The organism is Haloglomus halophilum, from assembly GCF_024298885.1.
GTDB classification, from domain to species: domain Archaea; phylum Halobacteriota; class Halobacteria; order Halobacteriales; family Haloarculaceae; genus Haloglomus; species Haloglomus halophilum.
The window spans coordinates 402,920-417,668 of the sequence record NZ_CP101166.1 but is presented as its reverse complement, the minus strand read 5'-3'; the positions used below and the strand labels follow the sequence as shown (position 1 = coordinate 417,668).

Below are 14,749 nucleotides of genomic sequence, written 5' to 3'. Positions count from 1 at the left end.
CAACCGGCTTCGCGAGCACGACTGCTGACAACCGTAACGTTCACAATCGAGACTCGGAATTTTTCACCCAGAATGCCCGGAAGAAGACGGAAGGTGAGCACGTTCGTCGACCCGGACGCCGACACGACCGACTGCGCCGAGTGTGGCGACACCATCGAGATCGCCGACGAGGAAGCCGTGGGTGACGCGATTGTCCGGCACTTCAACGCGGCCGGCCACTTCAGCGACTGACTATCGCGCCAGGTAGCGCCGCCCGCTCTTCTCGCCCTCGATTGCCACGAGGTTGTACTGCGCGAGCTTCTGCAGGTATCGCCGGAGCGTCTTCGTCGACTTCGGCTGCTCGACTCGCTCCCGGTACCGCTGCTCCAGGTCACCCATCCCGGTCTCTCCAGGCGCATCACAGAGCGCCTCGTACAGCAGCCGCTGGTGCCGCGTCAGCTGTGAGAGCGTCTTCTGTCGCAACTCCGACCGCGCCACCGGCTCGGCATCCTCGATGTCGCGCTGCTCGATGGTGCCACTCCCACGAGCCCGGGCCTTCCGCGCGGCCTGGAACAGCGTCTCGACGGCGACCCGGGCGTCCCCGGTGGCCAGCTGGGCGATCTCCGTGAGGATGGCCTCGGTCGTCGCGCCCGTCTCCAGCCCGGCCTCGGCGCGCCGCTCCAGGATGCTGACCAGCTCGTCTCGGGAGTACCGGTCGAGCGTGATGGGCTCGCCACTCCGAAGCCGACTGGTCAGCCGCTCGTCGAGCCGGGTGAAGAAGGCGTGCTCCTCGTTGGCGATGTAGATGGTGTGGACATGCGCCATTCGGTAGAGTTGATAGAGGAGCTGGGGCTCCTCGATCTGGTCGACCTCGTCGAGGACCACGACGTAGGCGTACTCGTCGGCGTCCCGGACCCGCCGGAGCAGCTCGTCATGCGACACCGTATCCGGCCGGATGTCGGCGGCCGTCCCGACGCCAGCGGCGAGCTGGTAGAGGATCGCGGTCGTGGCGAAGTGCTCCCAGCAGTTGATGTACTGCCGGCGGACGTGCGGGGCCTCCTCGCGGAGTTGCTTGAGACAGTAGCGCGCGAGACAGGTCTTCCCGGCGCCCGAGGGCCCGAAGATATGTGTCTGCCGGCCAGTCCCGTGCCTGACGACGGGCTCCAGCGAGGCCGAGAGGGCATCGAGCGGGCCGTCGCGATGGACCAGGTCGGACGGGACGAACGTCTCGACATCGAAGACCCCCCTGTCGAGTATCATCGCGTGGTGCTGACTCGGGTGGCCGGCATAAGCGCGGGGGCGACGTGTCCGAAGTGTCCGAAAGGGAGTGCCGTCGCTGGTCGGGTAGAAAGAAAGCAGGAAGGGGTGGTTACAGCTCTACGCGTTCGGGCCGGTCCACTTGCCGAGCGTGGCCGTGTCGCCGCCGTTCGAGGAGGCCCACGTCACGCGGACCGTTTCATCGTTTAATTCCTGATTGGGGAAAGCATCCCCGGCGGCGTTGATACTACCGTCGTCTGAGGTGTAGAGATAGACGGTCGTCCCGGCTGATATCTCGGACGAGACTCCGGCGTCGTCCTGATAATTAAGCGTCGTAGCGGTCGGGTCGCCACCACTGAAGTCTGCGTTGGTCGGGCTGGAACTGCTTAGGAGCGCAGGATTCCCGAGTTTGACATCCAGCTGCGATTGGGCGATTGAATCGCCACCGTCGTGCGTAATCGCAAGGATGTCACCATCTTCTGCATTAGAGTCACTCCCTGTGAAGTCCGTGTCATAGTCGGCATTGTCGTTCAGGTCGAACGTGAAGCTCGCCGTCGGACTCGTATCCGAGACTTGATCGCCGAGCCCGAGGACGAACGTGCCGATAACTGCTGCGAGAATCACCGTGATGGCAACCATCAAGATGACTCCGATGACTGGCGATACCGCGTCGTTGTCTGTGAGGAGCTGTTTGAAATTCATGATCCTATCTTACGCGTCCGGGCCAGTCCACTTGCCGAGCGTGGCCGTGTCACCGCCATTGGACGATTGCCAGGTAATGCGAATAGTGTCTCCATCATCAACTCGTGCTGCAGCAGTGGAGCCAGCTGAAATAGTGTCTGAGTTAGTATATCCAGCGTCGTTAGGCTCGTCAGCTGCTGCCCAGGTAATCGACGAGGAATTGCCTGCTGTCGAGCCAGCAACGCTCAGTTGACTGGCAGAGATTCCATCGCCCCCGTCGTGAGTCATCTCTAGAATTCCGGTCCCATCACCTGCAGCCCCACCGAAGTTTCCTCCAGTGGTGGCTTCCTCCGTATAATCGAAGGTGAAGCTGGCTTGCGGACTCGTGTTCGAGACCTGGTCACCCAGGCCGAGCACGAACGTCCCGATCACTGCTGCGAGGATCACCGTTATCGCCACCATCAGGATGACTCCGATAACTGGCGAAACCGCGTCGTCGTCTATGAATATGTTTTTGAAATTCATTGTCGTGTTATTGAACCAAATCCTTGCTGTTAGGCACCCGGCCCTGTCCACTTGCCGAGCGTAGCCGTGTCACCGCCGTTCGAAGACGCCCACGTCACACGGACGGTTGCGTCGTTTGCTGCGGCATATGTCCAGCTAGTTCCTGCTGTTACGTCAGATGCAGAGATGCAGGTGTCTACGTCCTTCTCGGCAGATCCACCGGAAACCTGCAACTGTGTTGCAGGAATGCTATCTCCGCCGTCATGCGTAATTGAGAGCTCATGCAGTGATGAGGTGTACGAAGTCCCACAGTCGGATGGCCCATCTCCTGATACTGCTGAGCTATCGTAATCGAACGTGAAGCTCGCCGTCGGACTCGTATTACTGACCTGGTCACCGAGACCGAGGACGAACGTGCCGATAACCGCTGCGAGGATCACCGTGATGGCGACCATCAGGATGACTCCGATGACCGGTGACACGGCGTCGTCGTCGCCGAGTAGGTTTGTGATTTGCATTGTATTGCTCACACGCCCGGGTCCCATGGCCGAGGCGACGGGTGGTGAGCCCGCCCGCCGCGTGACCGTGCTGCCCGGGTCGCGTACCCTGACGCATCCAACGGATACATATAAAGATAGGGGCGGTTTAGCCACCGCACCAGTCATTTAACGACGCGTTATCGGCAGGTAGAGCCGTTCTCGCGGATTCGATTCGCCAGCCGGAGCCAACCGGGGATATTTGTACCCGACACGGAGAGCGCCCCTCGCGGCCACTGTCGCGACTTCCACGCGGTTGTGTCGCCAATCGACCCTATCGAGCGCCGCGTAACGGCGGATTAACGGCCGGTTTAGCCGGTTTCTCGCTGCGACGGGCTGACACGCCCTGATAAACGTACTGGCCAGTTCGAGAGCTGACTATAAAGCCTGAGGCCACCGCCCGGTTTGACGCGCGGGCCGGATATTGCCGGTCGCGATGCGGTGGCGGCGGGTCGGGACCCGGGCAGGTGGCCCGCCGCCGATCCTCCCCACGGTCGCATCGGGCTCACTGCGACACCGTGGGTATCTGCCCCGACGCCCCCGGCCGGCATAAACCATCTTCACCGTTTGCTGGCCGTGAGAGTACGCTGCAGAACGCGAATGATGGAAGACCCGGGCAACGGGCTTCCATCGGGCGCGTGGAACCGGGCCAGTGCCCCAGCCGCGGGCCGAAGCCCGCTATTACCGAATGCCCCGTGAGGGACTACCGGACTCCTCGTCGCCCGGGTAGATAGCGGTTACGGCGGACTTACCGCGGCAGGAACCCGTCCAGCAGCGGCGCCGCAGCCAGCAACTCCGCGGCCCGCCGGTCCAGCCGGATGTTGCCACCGTCGTCGACCCGCACCTCACCGTCGGACGGGGCGACCGACCGGCACAGCCGGGCGATGGCCTCGCGGCGGCCGTCGCGGTGCAGGCCGAGCTGGAGCGGCATCGTCGGGAGATCGAGCGCGGTCCCGCGCTGCCGGACGGCCACCCGGGCAGCATCCAACCGCACTGCTCGGGGCGCATCCAACAGCAACCACGGCGGGAGCGAGGGCCCCTCGTCGGCGCCGGTCGGCGCGCCCAGGACCGCGAGCAGCCGCCCCAGGACCGACCCATCCCGTGCCGGCACCCACTCGGCGCCGCTGATGTCGTCGTCGACGTGGCGCTGTCGCCACTCCAGACCCAGCACGTCACCCAGCCGCTCGATGTCGGGCTCGGTGCCGTCGGCGACCGAGAACGCCGGCGTCCACCCCTGCCGCGGGAGCGACCCGCCGACGACCGTCCACACGATGAGTCCGGCCAGCGCCCGCAGCGTCGGGTCGTCCCACCCCAGATGCAGCCAGCCGCGCTCGGTCAGCCGGTCGAGCCCACGGACCGCGTCGGGCCGCCCGTCGTTGTCGACCCACGTCCGGATTCGCGGTCGCGGCAGGTCCAGCGCCGACGCGACCGCCGCCGAGCCCTGATTTGGATGCTCGGCACAGTGCTCCCGAACCCGCTCGTACTGGGCGACGAGCGTGGCGGCGTCGGCGGTCTCGCTCGCGGTCCCGTAGGTCCCGATGAACGCCGCACGAACCGCTTCGGTGTCTGTCGGGTCGGCGACGCGACGCAGCTCGCCAGCGGGCATTGGCGTGTCCGTCGCCAGCCGGTGGCTTGAATCCCCGCGACACTCGGCCGAAGGCGTGTTCGGTCGTGGTTGCTGGGACCCGACGGATTTTCACCCCGGCGTTCGGGGCCGTGGGTATGCCGACATGCCCCGAATGCGGCCACAGCGAGTCGACGGTCGATGACTGGTTCACGCACTCGAAGGAGAACGACGACTACGGCGGCTACACTCTAGTCTGCTGTCCGAGTTGCGATGCCGTCCTCGGCGGTGGCCCCTACGCCGCGTGACCGTGAGCCAGCGCCGGCGTCAGGTTCTTCCGGTCGCCCCCAGCAACCAGCTACCGTATGGCCGAATGCCCTCACTGCGGTGAGCCGATATTCATGGTATCGGAGCTGGACGAGACCACGTCAGGGATGAAGTCGATGTACTCGTGTCCTGAGTGTCAGGCCATCCTCGGCGTCACCGAGGCGTAGGCGAGTGCTTGGTTCAGAGACCACGGACCTCACCGAGAGTTATTGCCCTGGCGACGGCAGGCCGGCCATGGCACTCGTCTGTGGCGATTGTGGAGGCGACCTCGGCCTGTACAGCTTCGGGAGTGGGAAGAGTCGCGCCGAATGCGTCGACTGCGGGGAAGACTACCAGATCGGGAACTGGTGACTGTAAGCGAGTTCTTGTACTTCCCGCTCACAAAGCGCCCGAATCGGAGGTGAACCCGCGTCGATCACGCCGCCGACCCCAGTGTTTGTGCCCGTCTATCCCAGACAATCCGCTCATGGTTCGCGTGGATGACTCCGGCGACGTGACGAAGTGCTGGCTCGACCAGGAGGAACTCGCCCGGCTCGAACGCGAGGCCGGTCGCGACGACTGGATGCGCGAGGTCGCCATCCAGTTGATGGGCCGGTGTGGCCTCCGGGCCCACGAGGTGCCCTACCCGGCCGACAAGCATCTTCGCTGGAGCGAGGAGGGCGAGTGCTGGCTCTTCGAGGTCCGCGGGAAGAACACCGAGGGCGGCGCCCGGAAGCTCCGGGACGCCTGGATGCCAGACCGCGTCGCCGAGGACCTGAACAAGTACACGCGAGAGCGCGACCTCAGCCGCGACGAGCCCTGGGTCCCACGCTCGACGCCGACGGTGCGGCGCTGGGTCGACAACGCGACCGACGCCATCGCTGAGCAGCTGGGCGAGGCGCGCTGGCGGGCGGTGACGAGTCACGACCTCCGGCGGTCCTGGGCGACCCACTACCTCGTCGAGGAGGGCAAGGACGTACGGACGATGATGTCGGTCGGCGGCTGGAGCGACTACTCGGCCATCGAGCCGTATCTGAAGGAAGCGACTGAGGCGCGCATCGGCGAGGTGATGGGGAACTGAACTACGGCGCCTCGACGAGGATGTCCTCGCCGTCTTCCGTCCGCATGAGATAGAGCGACTCCGTTAGCTCGGCATCGAGCCACTCGCGGATGCCGGGCGGGAGCGTCACTGCGACCGAGTCCCCGCACTCTCCCAGCGTCCGCTCGTAGTCCACTGTATCTGGGTCGTACTCGCCCAGATAGAGCGTCGCCCCGCGCTCGGCGTACTTCCCGGAGACACGGTCGATGCCGATTGCCTCACCCACCGAGAGGTCGGCGTCGGCCACCCACCCCGGCTCCAGGGTCACGCCGTGCCGACGCGTCCCCAGACACATCAACGAACGGATAGAGCAGTTCTGCGTTGACATACGATAACCGGAGAGGTCAATCGTAACAAATCCTGCGTCCAGAGCGACCACAGAGGGCGGCTTCTGCACAGTATCTGCACAGTATCCGCGAGGTATCCGCACGCCATCCGCGCAGTATAATCCGACGGTTGACACTTATACCCGCACTGGGCTGGTGGAAGTCCTCAGGTCGCCCCTGGGGGCGGAGCGCAACCCATGAGCGCAACACCAGAGCGCGGGCGCGAGCCTCGCTCGACCTCCTTTTCGCAGGAGGCACGACCCAGTGGTATCGACAGCGCGACGACGCGCGCTGACATCGCTTCGGACCTGCGACTCGGCCATCTCGCGACGGTCGACGAGGAGCTGTTCGAGGTCTTCGACCTGGAGGGCCCCGGCCGATGAGACGACTGGCCCAGCAGGGCGTCGTCGCCCTGATGGTCGTCGCTCTCGCGTTCTCGATGGTCGCGGCACCGGTCGCCGCCGACCACGACGACCGCGGGAACGGCGCGCCACCGATCAACCCGGACAGCGACGAGAGTCCGCAGGTCTGGGTCGAGGAGACCGACGCGACCATCGCCGAGCATCGGATGGGTGAGCACGGGAACGACCCGCTCGCCTACGAAGCCGACGACGGCAGCAACACCGAGCTGCCGGCGGAGGTGAACGCCTCCGACGCCGACGCACCCATCGAGGTGTCGCCGGCGTACATCGACGACCCGGACCTCTACGGCCCGGTCACCGACGACGAGGCCAACGTCGAGGACCAGTCGTTCGTCGCTGAGGAGGGCGACTGGACCATCAGCGGCGGTGCCTCGGCAAAGGGCAGCGCCACTGAGTGGGGCGCGGCCCCGAACTTCCGCGCGGCGCCGACCCAGCTCGCCACCGACGGCAGCATGACCGGCGGCGACGTGGTGACGTTCAACTACTCGGACAACGTCAGCCTCGACAACGCCCGCAAGCGCGTGCTGACCACGGCGGGCAAGGTCAACACGCTCGACAGCAGCGCCGAGGTCCGCTTCGAGATCGTCGACTCGGACGGCGACTACGCCTACGCGAACATCTCCGAGGGCGCGGCCGACACCAACGCGGAGACGTTCGCGAACGAGACGGGCGCCTTCTTCTCGAGTGTTCGCGTGGATACGCTGGTCTCGGCGAACGGCGTCCAGGGCTCCGGTGACGGGACGATGGACGAGATCAACGCCGTCCGACTGAACGTCACCGACGCCGACGCCGACCTCGCCATCACCGGGATGGACATCTCCTCGAAGGAGACGAAGACCTTCGGCACGGTCGCCTACCAGGACGACACCGACGACCGCTACGAGACCGAGACCCGGACCAACATCGACGGCGGTGCCGTCCGGATGCGGTCCCTGGACGGGCTCGCTGACCACTTCGGTGACGCCCACGTCCACGACCTCGTCGTCGGCGCGGGTGACGCGACGGTCAACTACCCGCTCGCGATGGCCGACGGCAGCGAGGTCAACTTCACGGACGCCGAGGACTACGCGAGCTACTCCGACCGCCTCGAAGGCGAGCCGTTGGCGGTCTGGGACATCCCCGCACCGGTCGACGTAACTCACGGGACGCTGACGCTGGTCGCCGAGCAGCGCCAGCCCAGCTCCCAGTACGTCAGCGTCGACTACGCAACCGGCTACGCTGGCAACTACTCGGAAGCGTCGACGACCGACGCGACCAGCCAGTTCAGCGGCGCTATCGGTGACCGCGTCGAACTCGCGACCGGGCTCTCCGCGTCGAGTGACCACGACGCGGCCATCGGTGCGGAGATCCTCTACACCGACAGCGAGGCCGACGAGGTGATGGCGCCCCAGGGCGCCATCGCCGGCGGTCCGCCCCGACAGGGTGGCGGGAACGGCCTGTTCGGGTTCGGCATCCTGGGCGGGCTGGCCGGCCTGCTCGGCCTCGGGAGCTTCAAGCTGTTCGGCTGGATGGGCAACGGGGGCGGGTGACCGATGTCCGCCTCGGACGACCCGCTGTCGGTCAGCATCACGTCGACCGAGGAGTCACGCATCACGCGGCTCTTCGCGCGGGCTCGGAGTGCGGAGTCCCTCGTGACCATCCTGACGACCAGCATCGGCGTTATCATCTACGGGGGCGCCCGCGGCATCGCCCGCATCATGGCTGGTGTGGTCGACTTCTTCGTCGCCGTCATCGGCGGCGCGGCGGTCGGCACACAGAACCTGCTACTCGGGTTCTTCAACAGCCTGATCCGGCCGATTTTCGCGGGTGCACTCGGGACGGCCTCGGCGGTCGGCCCGGGGTCGCAGCTCGCACTGGTCGGACTCCCGGTCGGCGTGGGGATGGTGCTCATCGCCGCGTGGCTGGTCGCTCGGTTCCGCCAGGAGGACGAGACGACGGACAGCTTCTTCTTCGGAACCGGGGTCGATTTCGGCCCACTCGGTACCGACGAGGAGGCAGACCCGGAGGACTGACGATGGCTGGCGCCCGCCGCACTCGGCTCGCGGCGGTGCGGACAGCCCTGCCGCCGTCGACGGAGGTGCCCCGCGATGGCTGATACGCCGGCACCGGGCGGCGGTGGCGGTGGCGTGACGCTCCCGACGAGCGGCTACGTCGGCGAGTCCGGCATCCGCTGGTCCGACCTCGGCCTGTTCGTCTTCGGCGGCATCGTCCGGGTCTTCGTCGGCTCGATAGCGATGCTCATCGCGCGGTTCGTCGACGGTGTCGAGCTGCTGATCGGCTTCGCCGGCGCCGCCGTCCGTGCGATCATCGCGGCGCTGCTGGGCGGCGGCGCGACTGTCCTCGCAGGCGCCGGCCAGGCTGCGGTGCCGTCCATCCGGAGTTTCGGACCGGTCGCCATCGTCGTCGGCGTCGCGGTGATGCTGCTCTCGGCGTACGTCGCCCTGCGGGTCTTCAGCGAGGTGACGGCCCGTGCCTGAGGACGACGACAGCATCTCGTACCTCGGCCTGTTCCGCGCGGCGCTGGGCGCCGGCGTGCCGGCCGGCGAGGAGACGAACGAGGCGACCCGAGAGACGGCCAAACAGTTCTCGGCGAGCACGGCGAAGCGGCTGAGCAAGCTCGCGGCGGTCGCGGGCCCGCTGCTGGCGTTCGGGCAGTTCGTCGCCCAGCAGGGTGGCGTGATCCCGGCCGTCCTCGCCATCATCCGGCGGTGGTTCGTGAACGTCATCATCGGCGGCGGGCTGTGGCTCGCCGGCGCGATTGCGGCGCCGTTCATCCTGCTGGGCAACGAGCTGTTCGAGCTCGCCGTCGCCGGCGTCGAGGGCGCCCAGCCGCTCCTGGCTGGTACGCTGTCGACCATCGGCGGGTTCTACGCCGGTCTCGCGGGCGCGTTCGCGCCATTGGGGCCGTTCGCTCCGGTCGTCGCTGCGGGGGTAACCGCGGCCGCAGCGGGCGGCGTCGTGGTCGGGCTATCGCTCCTGGTGGACCGTGCCCTGCCGGGAGCGGGAGGGCTGCTCCGATGATGGGCACGGAGACGCGGACCACATATGGACAAGAAGAACGCACGCGAGGCGGCCGGGCCGGTGTCGGCGGCGGTCGGGGTGCTGTCGAGCATCGCCGCGCTGGCGAGTGGATTTCTCGATCCGCTCATCCAGGCGTCGCTGCTACTCGGCCCGACGTTGATGTCGGTCGTCGGCGCTGGGGCGCGGTTCAACCAGGTGGTGCCGGTGTTTCCACCCTGGCTGGTGACGGCAGGCATCGTGATCGCGGTGCCGCTGTTCGCCATCGCCCTTATCGTCCGGCTGCGGCGCCGGGCCGACCGGCTCGTCGACGACGACTGACCGGCCACCTCGCAACGACCTGTCGCACCACTCCCAGCCGGAGCACCCGGCTCGGCACCGATGCGGACACGACTACGGAGAGAGACATGATCCACACCAACGAGACACACGTATCGGCAGCCGACGGGGCCGTCCGTCGGCGTGAGAGACGACCACCGCGGGCCCCGCGGGGCCCGACCTGGGACCCGGCCCCGCATCCGGGAGGTGGGTTCGGATGGTGAACGTCGGCATGATCCTGCTGGTCGGGTTCGCGGTCCTGATCGCCGTGGCCGTCCTCGGAATCGGTCTGCGGTTCACGGCCGCCATCGGGAAGGACGATGTCGACGCCGACGAGGCGGTCGACCGCACCCAGACCTGGGCCCGTGGCCTTGTGGCGGCGGTGCTGGGTGGCGCGTTCGCGTCGCTCGTGCTCTTCGCCGACGTGGCTGTCGGCCTGTTCGGCTGGCTCGGCAACCACCCGCTCGCAGGGAGTAACCTCGTGACGGCGGCGCTCGGGGCGCTGGGCCTCCGCGGAGTCATCGGTATCAGCGCGGTGCAGCTGGTCGCCGGTGCCATCCTGGTCGTCGTCGTGGCCTATCTCGCGACGCGGACAAGCGACGAGAGCGGGACGAGCGCCGTCGGCTTCCTGCCGGTCGCACTGCTGAACGGGCTGCCGATGCAGGCGGCCGCGGCGATGATCGCCATCGCGGGGCTGGTGCTCATCGCGGTCTACACGGTCTCACGGCTGGGTGGCAGCGACGACGACCCGTCGCTCCGTGCGCAGTCGTCGGGGACGCTCGGCTCGATGTCGTTCCTGGTGTCGGGCATCTACGCCGTCGCGCTGCTCGCGCTGATCGTCGCCGGCGCGTCGAAGGTGGCGCTCGGCCGCGTGCCGGTGGCGGTCGTCATCATCCTCGGCGGACTGGTCACGCTCCACGCGGCCCAGGAGGTGCAAGAGCGCCGTGACTGACCCGATGCCCGGCGCGCCCGAACGCCCGGCCGACGCGGACAGCTACGAGGACGCCTACCGAGAGGCCGGCCGGACACCCGGCTCGTGGGCGGACTACTGTCACCGGCTCGCGATCTGGTCGCGCGACCGCCTCGCGTGGACGGGCCTCGTCGAGCGGCCGGCCGCGACCGAGCGACCCGGCCACGGCGGCCACCCGGACGCGGCGATAGGCCCGATGGGTGGCTGGCCAGCACCGCACGGCCTCCCGTCGCGAGTCTCGGGCGCGGAGGCCGACCGTGTCGAGCGCGTCCGCGAGGGCCGCTTCGGCTGGCTCGGCGCACTGCGCTATTCCTCGACGATTCGAGGAGACGCGTTCGCGGCCGGGGGCCTCCTCACGCTCGCGGTGGTCCTGCTCGGGATGTCGGTCCGGACGCTCGTCGGCCTGGGTGCCGCGGAGCCGTCCGTCGGCGGGGCCATCGGTGGCCTCGTCCTGACGGCCCTCGTCGCCGTGCCGGGCGCACGAGCGGCCTCACGGCTCGTCTGTGGGCTCGGGGCGTCGGTCCGCCCCGACGCCGCCGACGCGACCGAGGCCGAGCAGCGCTGGCGCTGTGGCGCCTGCAAGGAGGCCGACCGTGCGTGGGCCGACGGCGACCGTGACGTGACGCCGACGGCGGTCGGCGAGTGGGACATCCCGGCGCGGGTCCGGGGCGTCGGCTCGGAGCTCAACGAGCGGACTCGCCCGGACGCGGAGGCGACCACCATCACCGACGAGGCCGGCGCGACCGCCCCGAACAGCAGTTCCGAGACGGTCGCTGACGGGGGCGAGACGCCGATCGCGTTCGCCGCGGCCGTCGGGCCGGCCCGGCGCGACGACCCGGAGCACGACGCCGACGGGGGTGGTGACGAGTGAGCGACGGCGGCCGCCGGCTCTGCGCCGTCGTGCTGGCGCTGGTCGCGATGGCCAGTCTGCTCGCGCCGGCGCTCGCGGTCGGTGTCGCCCCGGCGGCCGCCGCGAACGACAGCACGGCGACACCGACACCGCGGCCCGACCTGGCTACGACTCCACAACCGACGGCGACGCCAACGCCGGCACCAACGCCGACCCCTACCCGGACGGCCACGGCGTCGACCGCGACAGCGACACCGACCGCTACGGCCACGCCGACACCGGCAAGCGCGGCCCCGGTCGAGGTCGCGACGGCCGACGATACGACCTGGACGCTCTCGGAGCTGCAGAAACCCGGCCAGCGCGTCTCGGGCTCACCGGCGGGCTACCGGATCGCCGACCCGCCCGGCATGAGCCTCTGGGCGACGTACACGCCGGCCTCGAACCCGGCCGCGAAGGAAGGCGCCCGGAGCGCGTGGCGGTTCATCTCGCCGTCGACGACGGTCCGACGTGACACGGTCCGACTCCGGACGATCCTCTCGCAGGACCCGGACCTGCTCGATGCGGACAGCTTCACCGCCGTCGTCGTGGCCTACCGCACGAGCACGGACGCGAACGGCTCGACAACGGTCCGGAACGTCTCCACCCGACAGCAGTCCGTCGCGTTCACCCGCGGCTGGTCGAACGTCTCGGTGGCGCTGCCGCCGACGAACGACCACGCCCGACAGGTGGCGCTGCTGCTCCGGAGCGACGATGGCGAGACCATCGCTCGCTGGCACTTCCAGCATCGCTCGTCAGCACTGAGTCAAGACGCGCCGGTGCCGGACGACCCGAGCAACTCGGACCTGCTGGAGTGGGGGATGCTGACGCTGGTGCTGCCCGTCGTGGCTGGCGCGCTCACCGGCGTCGGGACCGCCAGTGCGGCGCTCTACCGGGCCCGAGCCCCGCCGGGCTACGGCTGGATCAAGACCGCAGCCGCGATAGCCCTGCTCTACACCGGGCTCGCACTGAGCCTGTGGCTGACGGTCGGGCAGGCGCTGGTCGCGGCGGCGCCGGTGGTGCTCGCGGTCGCGACGTTCCTCGCGTTCCTGATCGTCGGCATCGAGCTGGTCGGCGAGCGGCGCATCCGGCGCGCCCTCGCGCTCAAACCCGACGTGTCGAAGGCGCCAGCCCCGAGCGGCGACCGCGGGCACGACTGGCTGTCGGCGACCTCGCGGGTCTACCTGCTCGCGCCGATGCCCGGCGCCGAGGAGGGCGACGGTGACGACGACGGCGACATGGCGGTCGTGCTCCCGGGCTGGCTGCGATTCCTCGCGCGAGCCCTGGGCGGCACGGCGACCGTCGAGAACTGGTCGGATGCCGACTCGCGCATCCGGATGTCCGGCCACCACGACGAGCTGCTCCTGGTCGACCCGGAGGCCGACACCAGCCGCTCGCTGCTGTCGAGCTACTCGGCCCCGTCGTTCACGTTCACGTCTCAGGACACGTTCCTCGGGAACTTCGTCCGCATCGCGCTGCCGATCCTGATCGCCGGTGCGACCTACGCCGTCCTCGCGCCGACCGGCCTGGGCGCGGTGCCGCTGGCCGTGCTGGTCGCGCTGCTGGGCTGGGGCCTGGCGTTCATCGGCGCGTCCGACGGGAGCGCCGTCATCCCGTTCGCGACCGTCCATATGCGCCGCGCGTTCGCGACGGCGCTGGGGCTGGCCCGCGAGATCGACGCGGCCAAATCGGCCGAGGAGTCCGAGCAGAAGCGCCTGGAGTCCGAGGCCCAGACCGAGCGCCGGGCCGCCGAGAAGGCGAGCGAGCGGGCGGGCTCGTTCCTCTCGACGATTCTCGGCGACGACGCCGGCCGCGACCGCGCCGACCGTGGCGCCGGGAAGACGCCGGCGGCCGACGGCGGCGACGGCCTCGACGTGGCCGGCGGTGCGACGACACCCGGCGGCGACACCGACCACCCGGACGAGAATCGGGTCGCCCGACTGCTCCAGAACGGCAGTATCAGCCGCTCGGAGGCCGCGAGCATCCTCGCCACCGGACCGAGCGAGGACGACGCGGGAGGTGATGGCCAGTGAGCCACGGCGTCCACCGCTGGCTGCCGAGTGACGCCCCGGACCCGCTGGCCGACCCGGTCGGCGCCCAGGATTTCGCGAGCGACCTGCAGGAGCGCCGCCAACCCGCGCTGGAACGACTCTCCCGTGACCACCGGGAGCATCGCGAGGCGCTGCTTGAGGGGTTCAACTCGCGGGCGGACGTGCTCGCGTGGCTGGTCTCGATAACGGGCGCGACGCTGGGGCGACTCCCGAAGGCGCTCTACGAGGCCGTCCACGCCGACATGGTGGCGGCCACCCGGGACGAGGCGACGCCCCTGGTCGGCGCGCTGCTGGACCGGCCGGACGCCGTCGAAGGCGTCGAGCCGCGGGTGATTCGGGCACGGCTCGCCGCGTCGACGCTGACGCCCGCCCACTCGAAGGCCATCCGGACGCTCCGTGACGACGCCCAGGAGCACGCCCCGAGCCGGTCCGGTGAGGACGCCCCGACCAAACCCGAGCGCGAGCGCCACGTCGCGATGCGGCCCTCGCTCTCGGCTATCGAGCGCCACCAGCAGCAGGCGCTGGTGGGACTGCTGGCGGGCTTCCAAGACCTGAGTGCCATCCTCCGCTGGGGCGACGTGCTGGAGCTGGCCTGTCACGGCACCCTGCCGAGCAACTGGGTCGCCGACGCGGTCAACGACCCGGCGATGCGGCGGGTGCTGCTCGCTGGCGGCGACGGGGCCCACCCCGACCCACCGGTGCATCGACGCGCCCGCGAGACGGTCGCGGCCAAACTGTGTGGGCGCTTCCGCGCGGGGACGCGGGCTCGCTACGACCACGCTGCGGAGTCGAGCGACCGCGAGACCGAGAGCCGCAGCAAGACCATGTGACC

The 14,749-nt window shown here is 68.9% G+C and carries 19 protein-coding genes; 13 read left to right on the top strand and 6 right to left on the bottom strand.

The window, feature by feature from the left end; all coding sequences use genetic code 11:
- Positions 1-93 precede the first annotated feature (93 nt).
- Positions 94-231: a hypothetical protein gene (locus tag NL114_RS01995; RefSeq protein ID WP_254823130.1), complete on the top strand. Its 138-nt coding sequence runs from the start codon at positions 94-96 to the stop codon at positions 229-231.
- On the opposite strand, the gene NL114_RS01990 is transcribed toward NL114_RS01995, so the two are convergent.
- The 5 genes from NL114_RS01990 to NL114_RS01970 form a co-directional block, all read right to left on the bottom strand.
- Positions 232-1,239: a Cdc6/Cdc18 family protein gene (locus tag NL114_RS01990; RefSeq protein ID WP_254823129.1), complete on the bottom strand. Its 1,008-nt coding sequence runs from the start codon at positions 1,237-1,239 to the stop codon at positions 232-234.
- 117 nt (positions 1,240-1,356) lie between these two features.
- The gene (locus NL114_RS01985) at positions 1,357-1,938 is read right to left on the bottom strand and encodes a type IV pilin domain-containing protein (RefSeq protein WP_254823128.1); all 582 of its coding nucleotides are present in this window, start codon (positions 1,936-1,938) and stop codon (positions 1,357-1,359) included.
- 9 nt (positions 1,939-1,947) lie between these two features.
- Complete coding sequence (locus tag NL114_RS01980; RefSeq protein ID WP_254823127.1) at positions 1,948-2,442, bottom strand: type IV pilin domain-containing protein; 495 nt, start codon at positions 2,440-2,442, stop codon at positions 1,948-1,950.
- A 29-nt stretch (positions 2,443-2,471) separates the two neighbouring features.
- Positions 2,472-2,939 (bottom strand): type IV pilin domain-containing protein, encoded by a 468-nt coding sequence (locus tag NL114_RS01975; protein WP_254823126.1) that lies wholly within the window; start codon positions 2,937-2,939, stop codon positions 2,472-2,474.
- Between the two features lie 766 nt (positions 2,940-3,705).
- Positions 3,706-4,563 (bottom strand): hypothetical protein, encoded by an 858-nt coding sequence (locus NL114_RS01970; RefSeq protein ID WP_254823125.1) that lies wholly within the window; start codon positions 4,561-4,563, stop codon positions 3,706-3,708.
- Positions 4,564-4,679: 116 nt separating this feature from the next.
- Between NL114_RS01970 and NL114_RS01965 the strand changes: the two genes are divergently transcribed.
- Both NL114_RS01965 and NL114_RS01960 read left to right on the top strand, forming a co-directional pair.
- The gene (locus NL114_RS01965) at positions 4,680-4,829 is read left to right on the top strand and encodes a DUF8106 domain-containing protein (RefSeq protein ID WP_254823124.1); all 150 of its coding nucleotides are present in this window, start codon (positions 4,680-4,682) and stop codon (positions 4,827-4,829) included.
- Between the two features lie 485 nt (positions 4,830-5,314).
- Complete coding sequence (locus NL114_RS01960; protein WP_254823123.1) at positions 5,315-5,908, top strand: site-specific integrase; 594 nt, start codon at positions 5,315-5,317, stop codon at positions 5,906-5,908.
- 1 nt (position 5,909) lies between these two features.
- Here NL114_RS01960 and NL114_RS01955 read toward each other — a convergent pair whose 3' ends face one another.
- Positions 5,910-6,254 carry a hypothetical protein gene (locus NL114_RS01955; RefSeq protein WP_254823122.1) on the bottom strand — a complete coding sequence of 115 codons (345 nt, stop codon included), beginning with the start codon at positions 6,252-6,254 and terminating at the stop codon, positions 5,910-5,912.
- 195 nt (positions 6,255-6,449) lie between these two features.
- Here NL114_RS01955 and NL114_RS01950 point away from each other — a divergent pair, with 195 nt between their 5' ends.
- The 10 genes from NL114_RS01950 (at position 6,450) to NL114_RS01905 (ending at position 14,747) form a co-directional block, all read left to right on the top strand.
- A complete protein-coding gene (locus NL114_RS01950; protein WP_254823121.1) occupies positions 6,450-6,635 on the top strand; it encodes a hypothetical protein in 186 nt (61 codons plus the stop codon).
- Positions 6,632-8,203, top strand: a complete 1,572-nt coding sequence (locus tag NL114_RS01945; protein WP_254823120.1) for a hypothetical protein — start codon at positions 6,632-6,634, stop codon at positions 8,201-8,203. The genes NL114_RS01950 and NL114_RS01945 overlap by 4 nt, the downstream gene beginning before the upstream one ends.
- A 3-nt stretch (positions 8,204-8,206) precedes the next feature.
- The gene (locus NL114_RS01940) at positions 8,207-8,686 is read left to right on the top strand and encodes a hypothetical protein (RefSeq protein WP_254823119.1); all 480 of its coding nucleotides are present in this window, start codon (positions 8,207-8,209) and stop codon (positions 8,684-8,686) included.
- A gap of 75 nt (positions 8,687-8,761) precedes the next feature.
- A complete protein-coding gene (locus NL114_RS01935) occupies positions 8,762-9,151 on the top strand; it encodes a hypothetical protein (protein ID WP_254823118.1) in 390 nt (129 codons plus the stop codon).
- On the top strand, positions 9,144-9,695 hold the full coding sequence (locus NL114_RS01930) for a hypothetical protein (protein ID WP_254823117.1): 552 nt from the start codon (positions 9,144-9,146) through the stop codon (positions 9,693-9,695). Before NL114_RS01935 ends, NL114_RS01930 begins: the two co-directional genes overlap by 8 nt.
- A 24-nt stretch (positions 9,696-9,719) precedes the next feature.
- A complete protein-coding gene (locus tag NL114_RS01925; protein WP_254823116.1) occupies positions 9,720-10,013 on the top strand; it encodes a hypothetical protein in 294 nt (97 codons plus the stop codon).
- A 214-nt stretch (positions 10,014-10,227) separates the two neighbouring features.
- Positions 10,228-10,962, top strand: coding sequence for a hypothetical protein (locus NL114_RS01920; RefSeq protein ID WP_254823115.1), 735 nt, complete (start codon positions 10,228-10,230; stop codon positions 10,960-10,962).
- Positions 10,955-11,851, top strand: coding sequence for a hypothetical protein (locus NL114_RS01915; protein WP_254823114.1), 897 nt, complete (start codon positions 10,955-10,957; stop codon positions 11,849-11,851). The genes NL114_RS01920 and NL114_RS01915 overlap by 8 nt, the downstream gene beginning before the upstream one ends.
- Positions 11,848-13,899, top strand: coding sequence for a hypothetical protein (locus NL114_RS01910; protein ID WP_254823113.1), 2,052 nt, complete (start codon positions 11,848-11,850; stop codon positions 13,897-13,899). Before NL114_RS01915 ends, NL114_RS01910 begins: the two co-directional genes overlap by 4 nt.
- The gene (locus NL114_RS01905; protein ID WP_254823112.1) at positions 13,896-14,747 is read left to right on the top strand and encodes a hypothetical protein; all 852 of its coding nucleotides are present in this window, start codon (positions 13,896-13,898) and stop codon (positions 14,745-14,747) included. The genes NL114_RS01910 and NL114_RS01905 overlap by 4 nt, the downstream gene beginning before the upstream one ends.
- Positions 14,748-14,749: the final 2 nt, after the last annotated feature.

What these genes read in the sequence shown, in the direction of transcription:
- NL114_RS01955 (WP_254823122.1), bottom strand. Translation starts at nt 6,254, where the DNA reads ATGTCAACGCAGAACTGCTCTATCCGTTCGTTGATGTGTCTGGGGACG.
- NL114_RS01920 (WP_254823115.1), top strand. Translation starts at nt 10,228, where the DNA reads ATGGTGAACGTCGGCATGATCCTGCTGGTCGGGTTCGCGGTCCTGATC.
- NL114_RS01945 (WP_254823120.1), top strand. Translation starts at nt 6,632, where the DNA reads ATGAGACGACTGGCCCAGCAGGGCGTCGTCGCCCTGATGGTCGTCGCT.
- NL114_RS01990 (WP_254823129.1), bottom strand. Translation starts at nt 1,239, where the DNA reads ATGATACTCGACAGGGGGGTCTTCGATGTCGAGACGTTCGTCCCGTCC.
- NL114_RS01960 (WP_254823123.1), top strand. Translation starts at nt 5,315, where the DNA reads ATGGTTCGCGTGGATGACTCCGGCGACGTGACGAAGTGCTGGCTCGAC.
- NL114_RS01965 (WP_254823124.1), top strand. Translation starts at nt 4,680, where the DNA reads ATGCCGACATGCCCCGAATGCGGCCACAGCGAGTCGACGGTCGATGAC.
- NL114_RS01980 (WP_254823127.1), bottom strand. Translation starts at nt 2,442, where the DNA reads ATGAATTTCAAAAACATATTCATAGACGACGACGCGGTTTCGCCAGTT.
- NL114_RS01925 (WP_254823116.1), top strand. Translation starts at nt 9,720, where the DNA reads ATGGACAAGAAGAACGCACGCGAGGCGGCCGGGCCGGTGTCGGCGGCG.
- NL114_RS01935 (WP_254823118.1), top strand. Translation starts at nt 8,762, where the DNA reads ATGGCTGATACGCCGGCACCGGGCGGCGGTGGCGGTGGCGTGACGCTC.
- NL114_RS01950 (WP_254823121.1), top strand. Translation starts at nt 6,450, where the DNA reads ATGAGCGCAACACCAGAGCGCGGGCGCGAGCCTCGCTCGACCTCCTTT.
- NL114_RS01985 (WP_254823128.1), bottom strand. Translation starts at nt 1,938, where the DNA reads ATGAATTTCAAACAGCTCCTCACAGACAACGACGCGGTATCGCCAGTC.
- NL114_RS01970 (WP_254823125.1), bottom strand. Translation starts at nt 4,563, where the DNA reads ATGCCCGCTGGCGAGCTGCGTCGCGTCGCCGACCCGACAGACACCGAA.
- NL114_RS01975 (WP_254823126.1), bottom strand. Translation starts at nt 2,939, where the DNA reads ATGCAAATCACAAACCTACTCGGCGACGACGACGCCGTGTCACCGGTC.
- NL114_RS01940 (WP_254823119.1), top strand. Translation starts at nt 8,207, where the DNA reads ATGTCCGCCTCGGACGACCCGCTGTCGGTCAGCATCACGTCGACCGAG.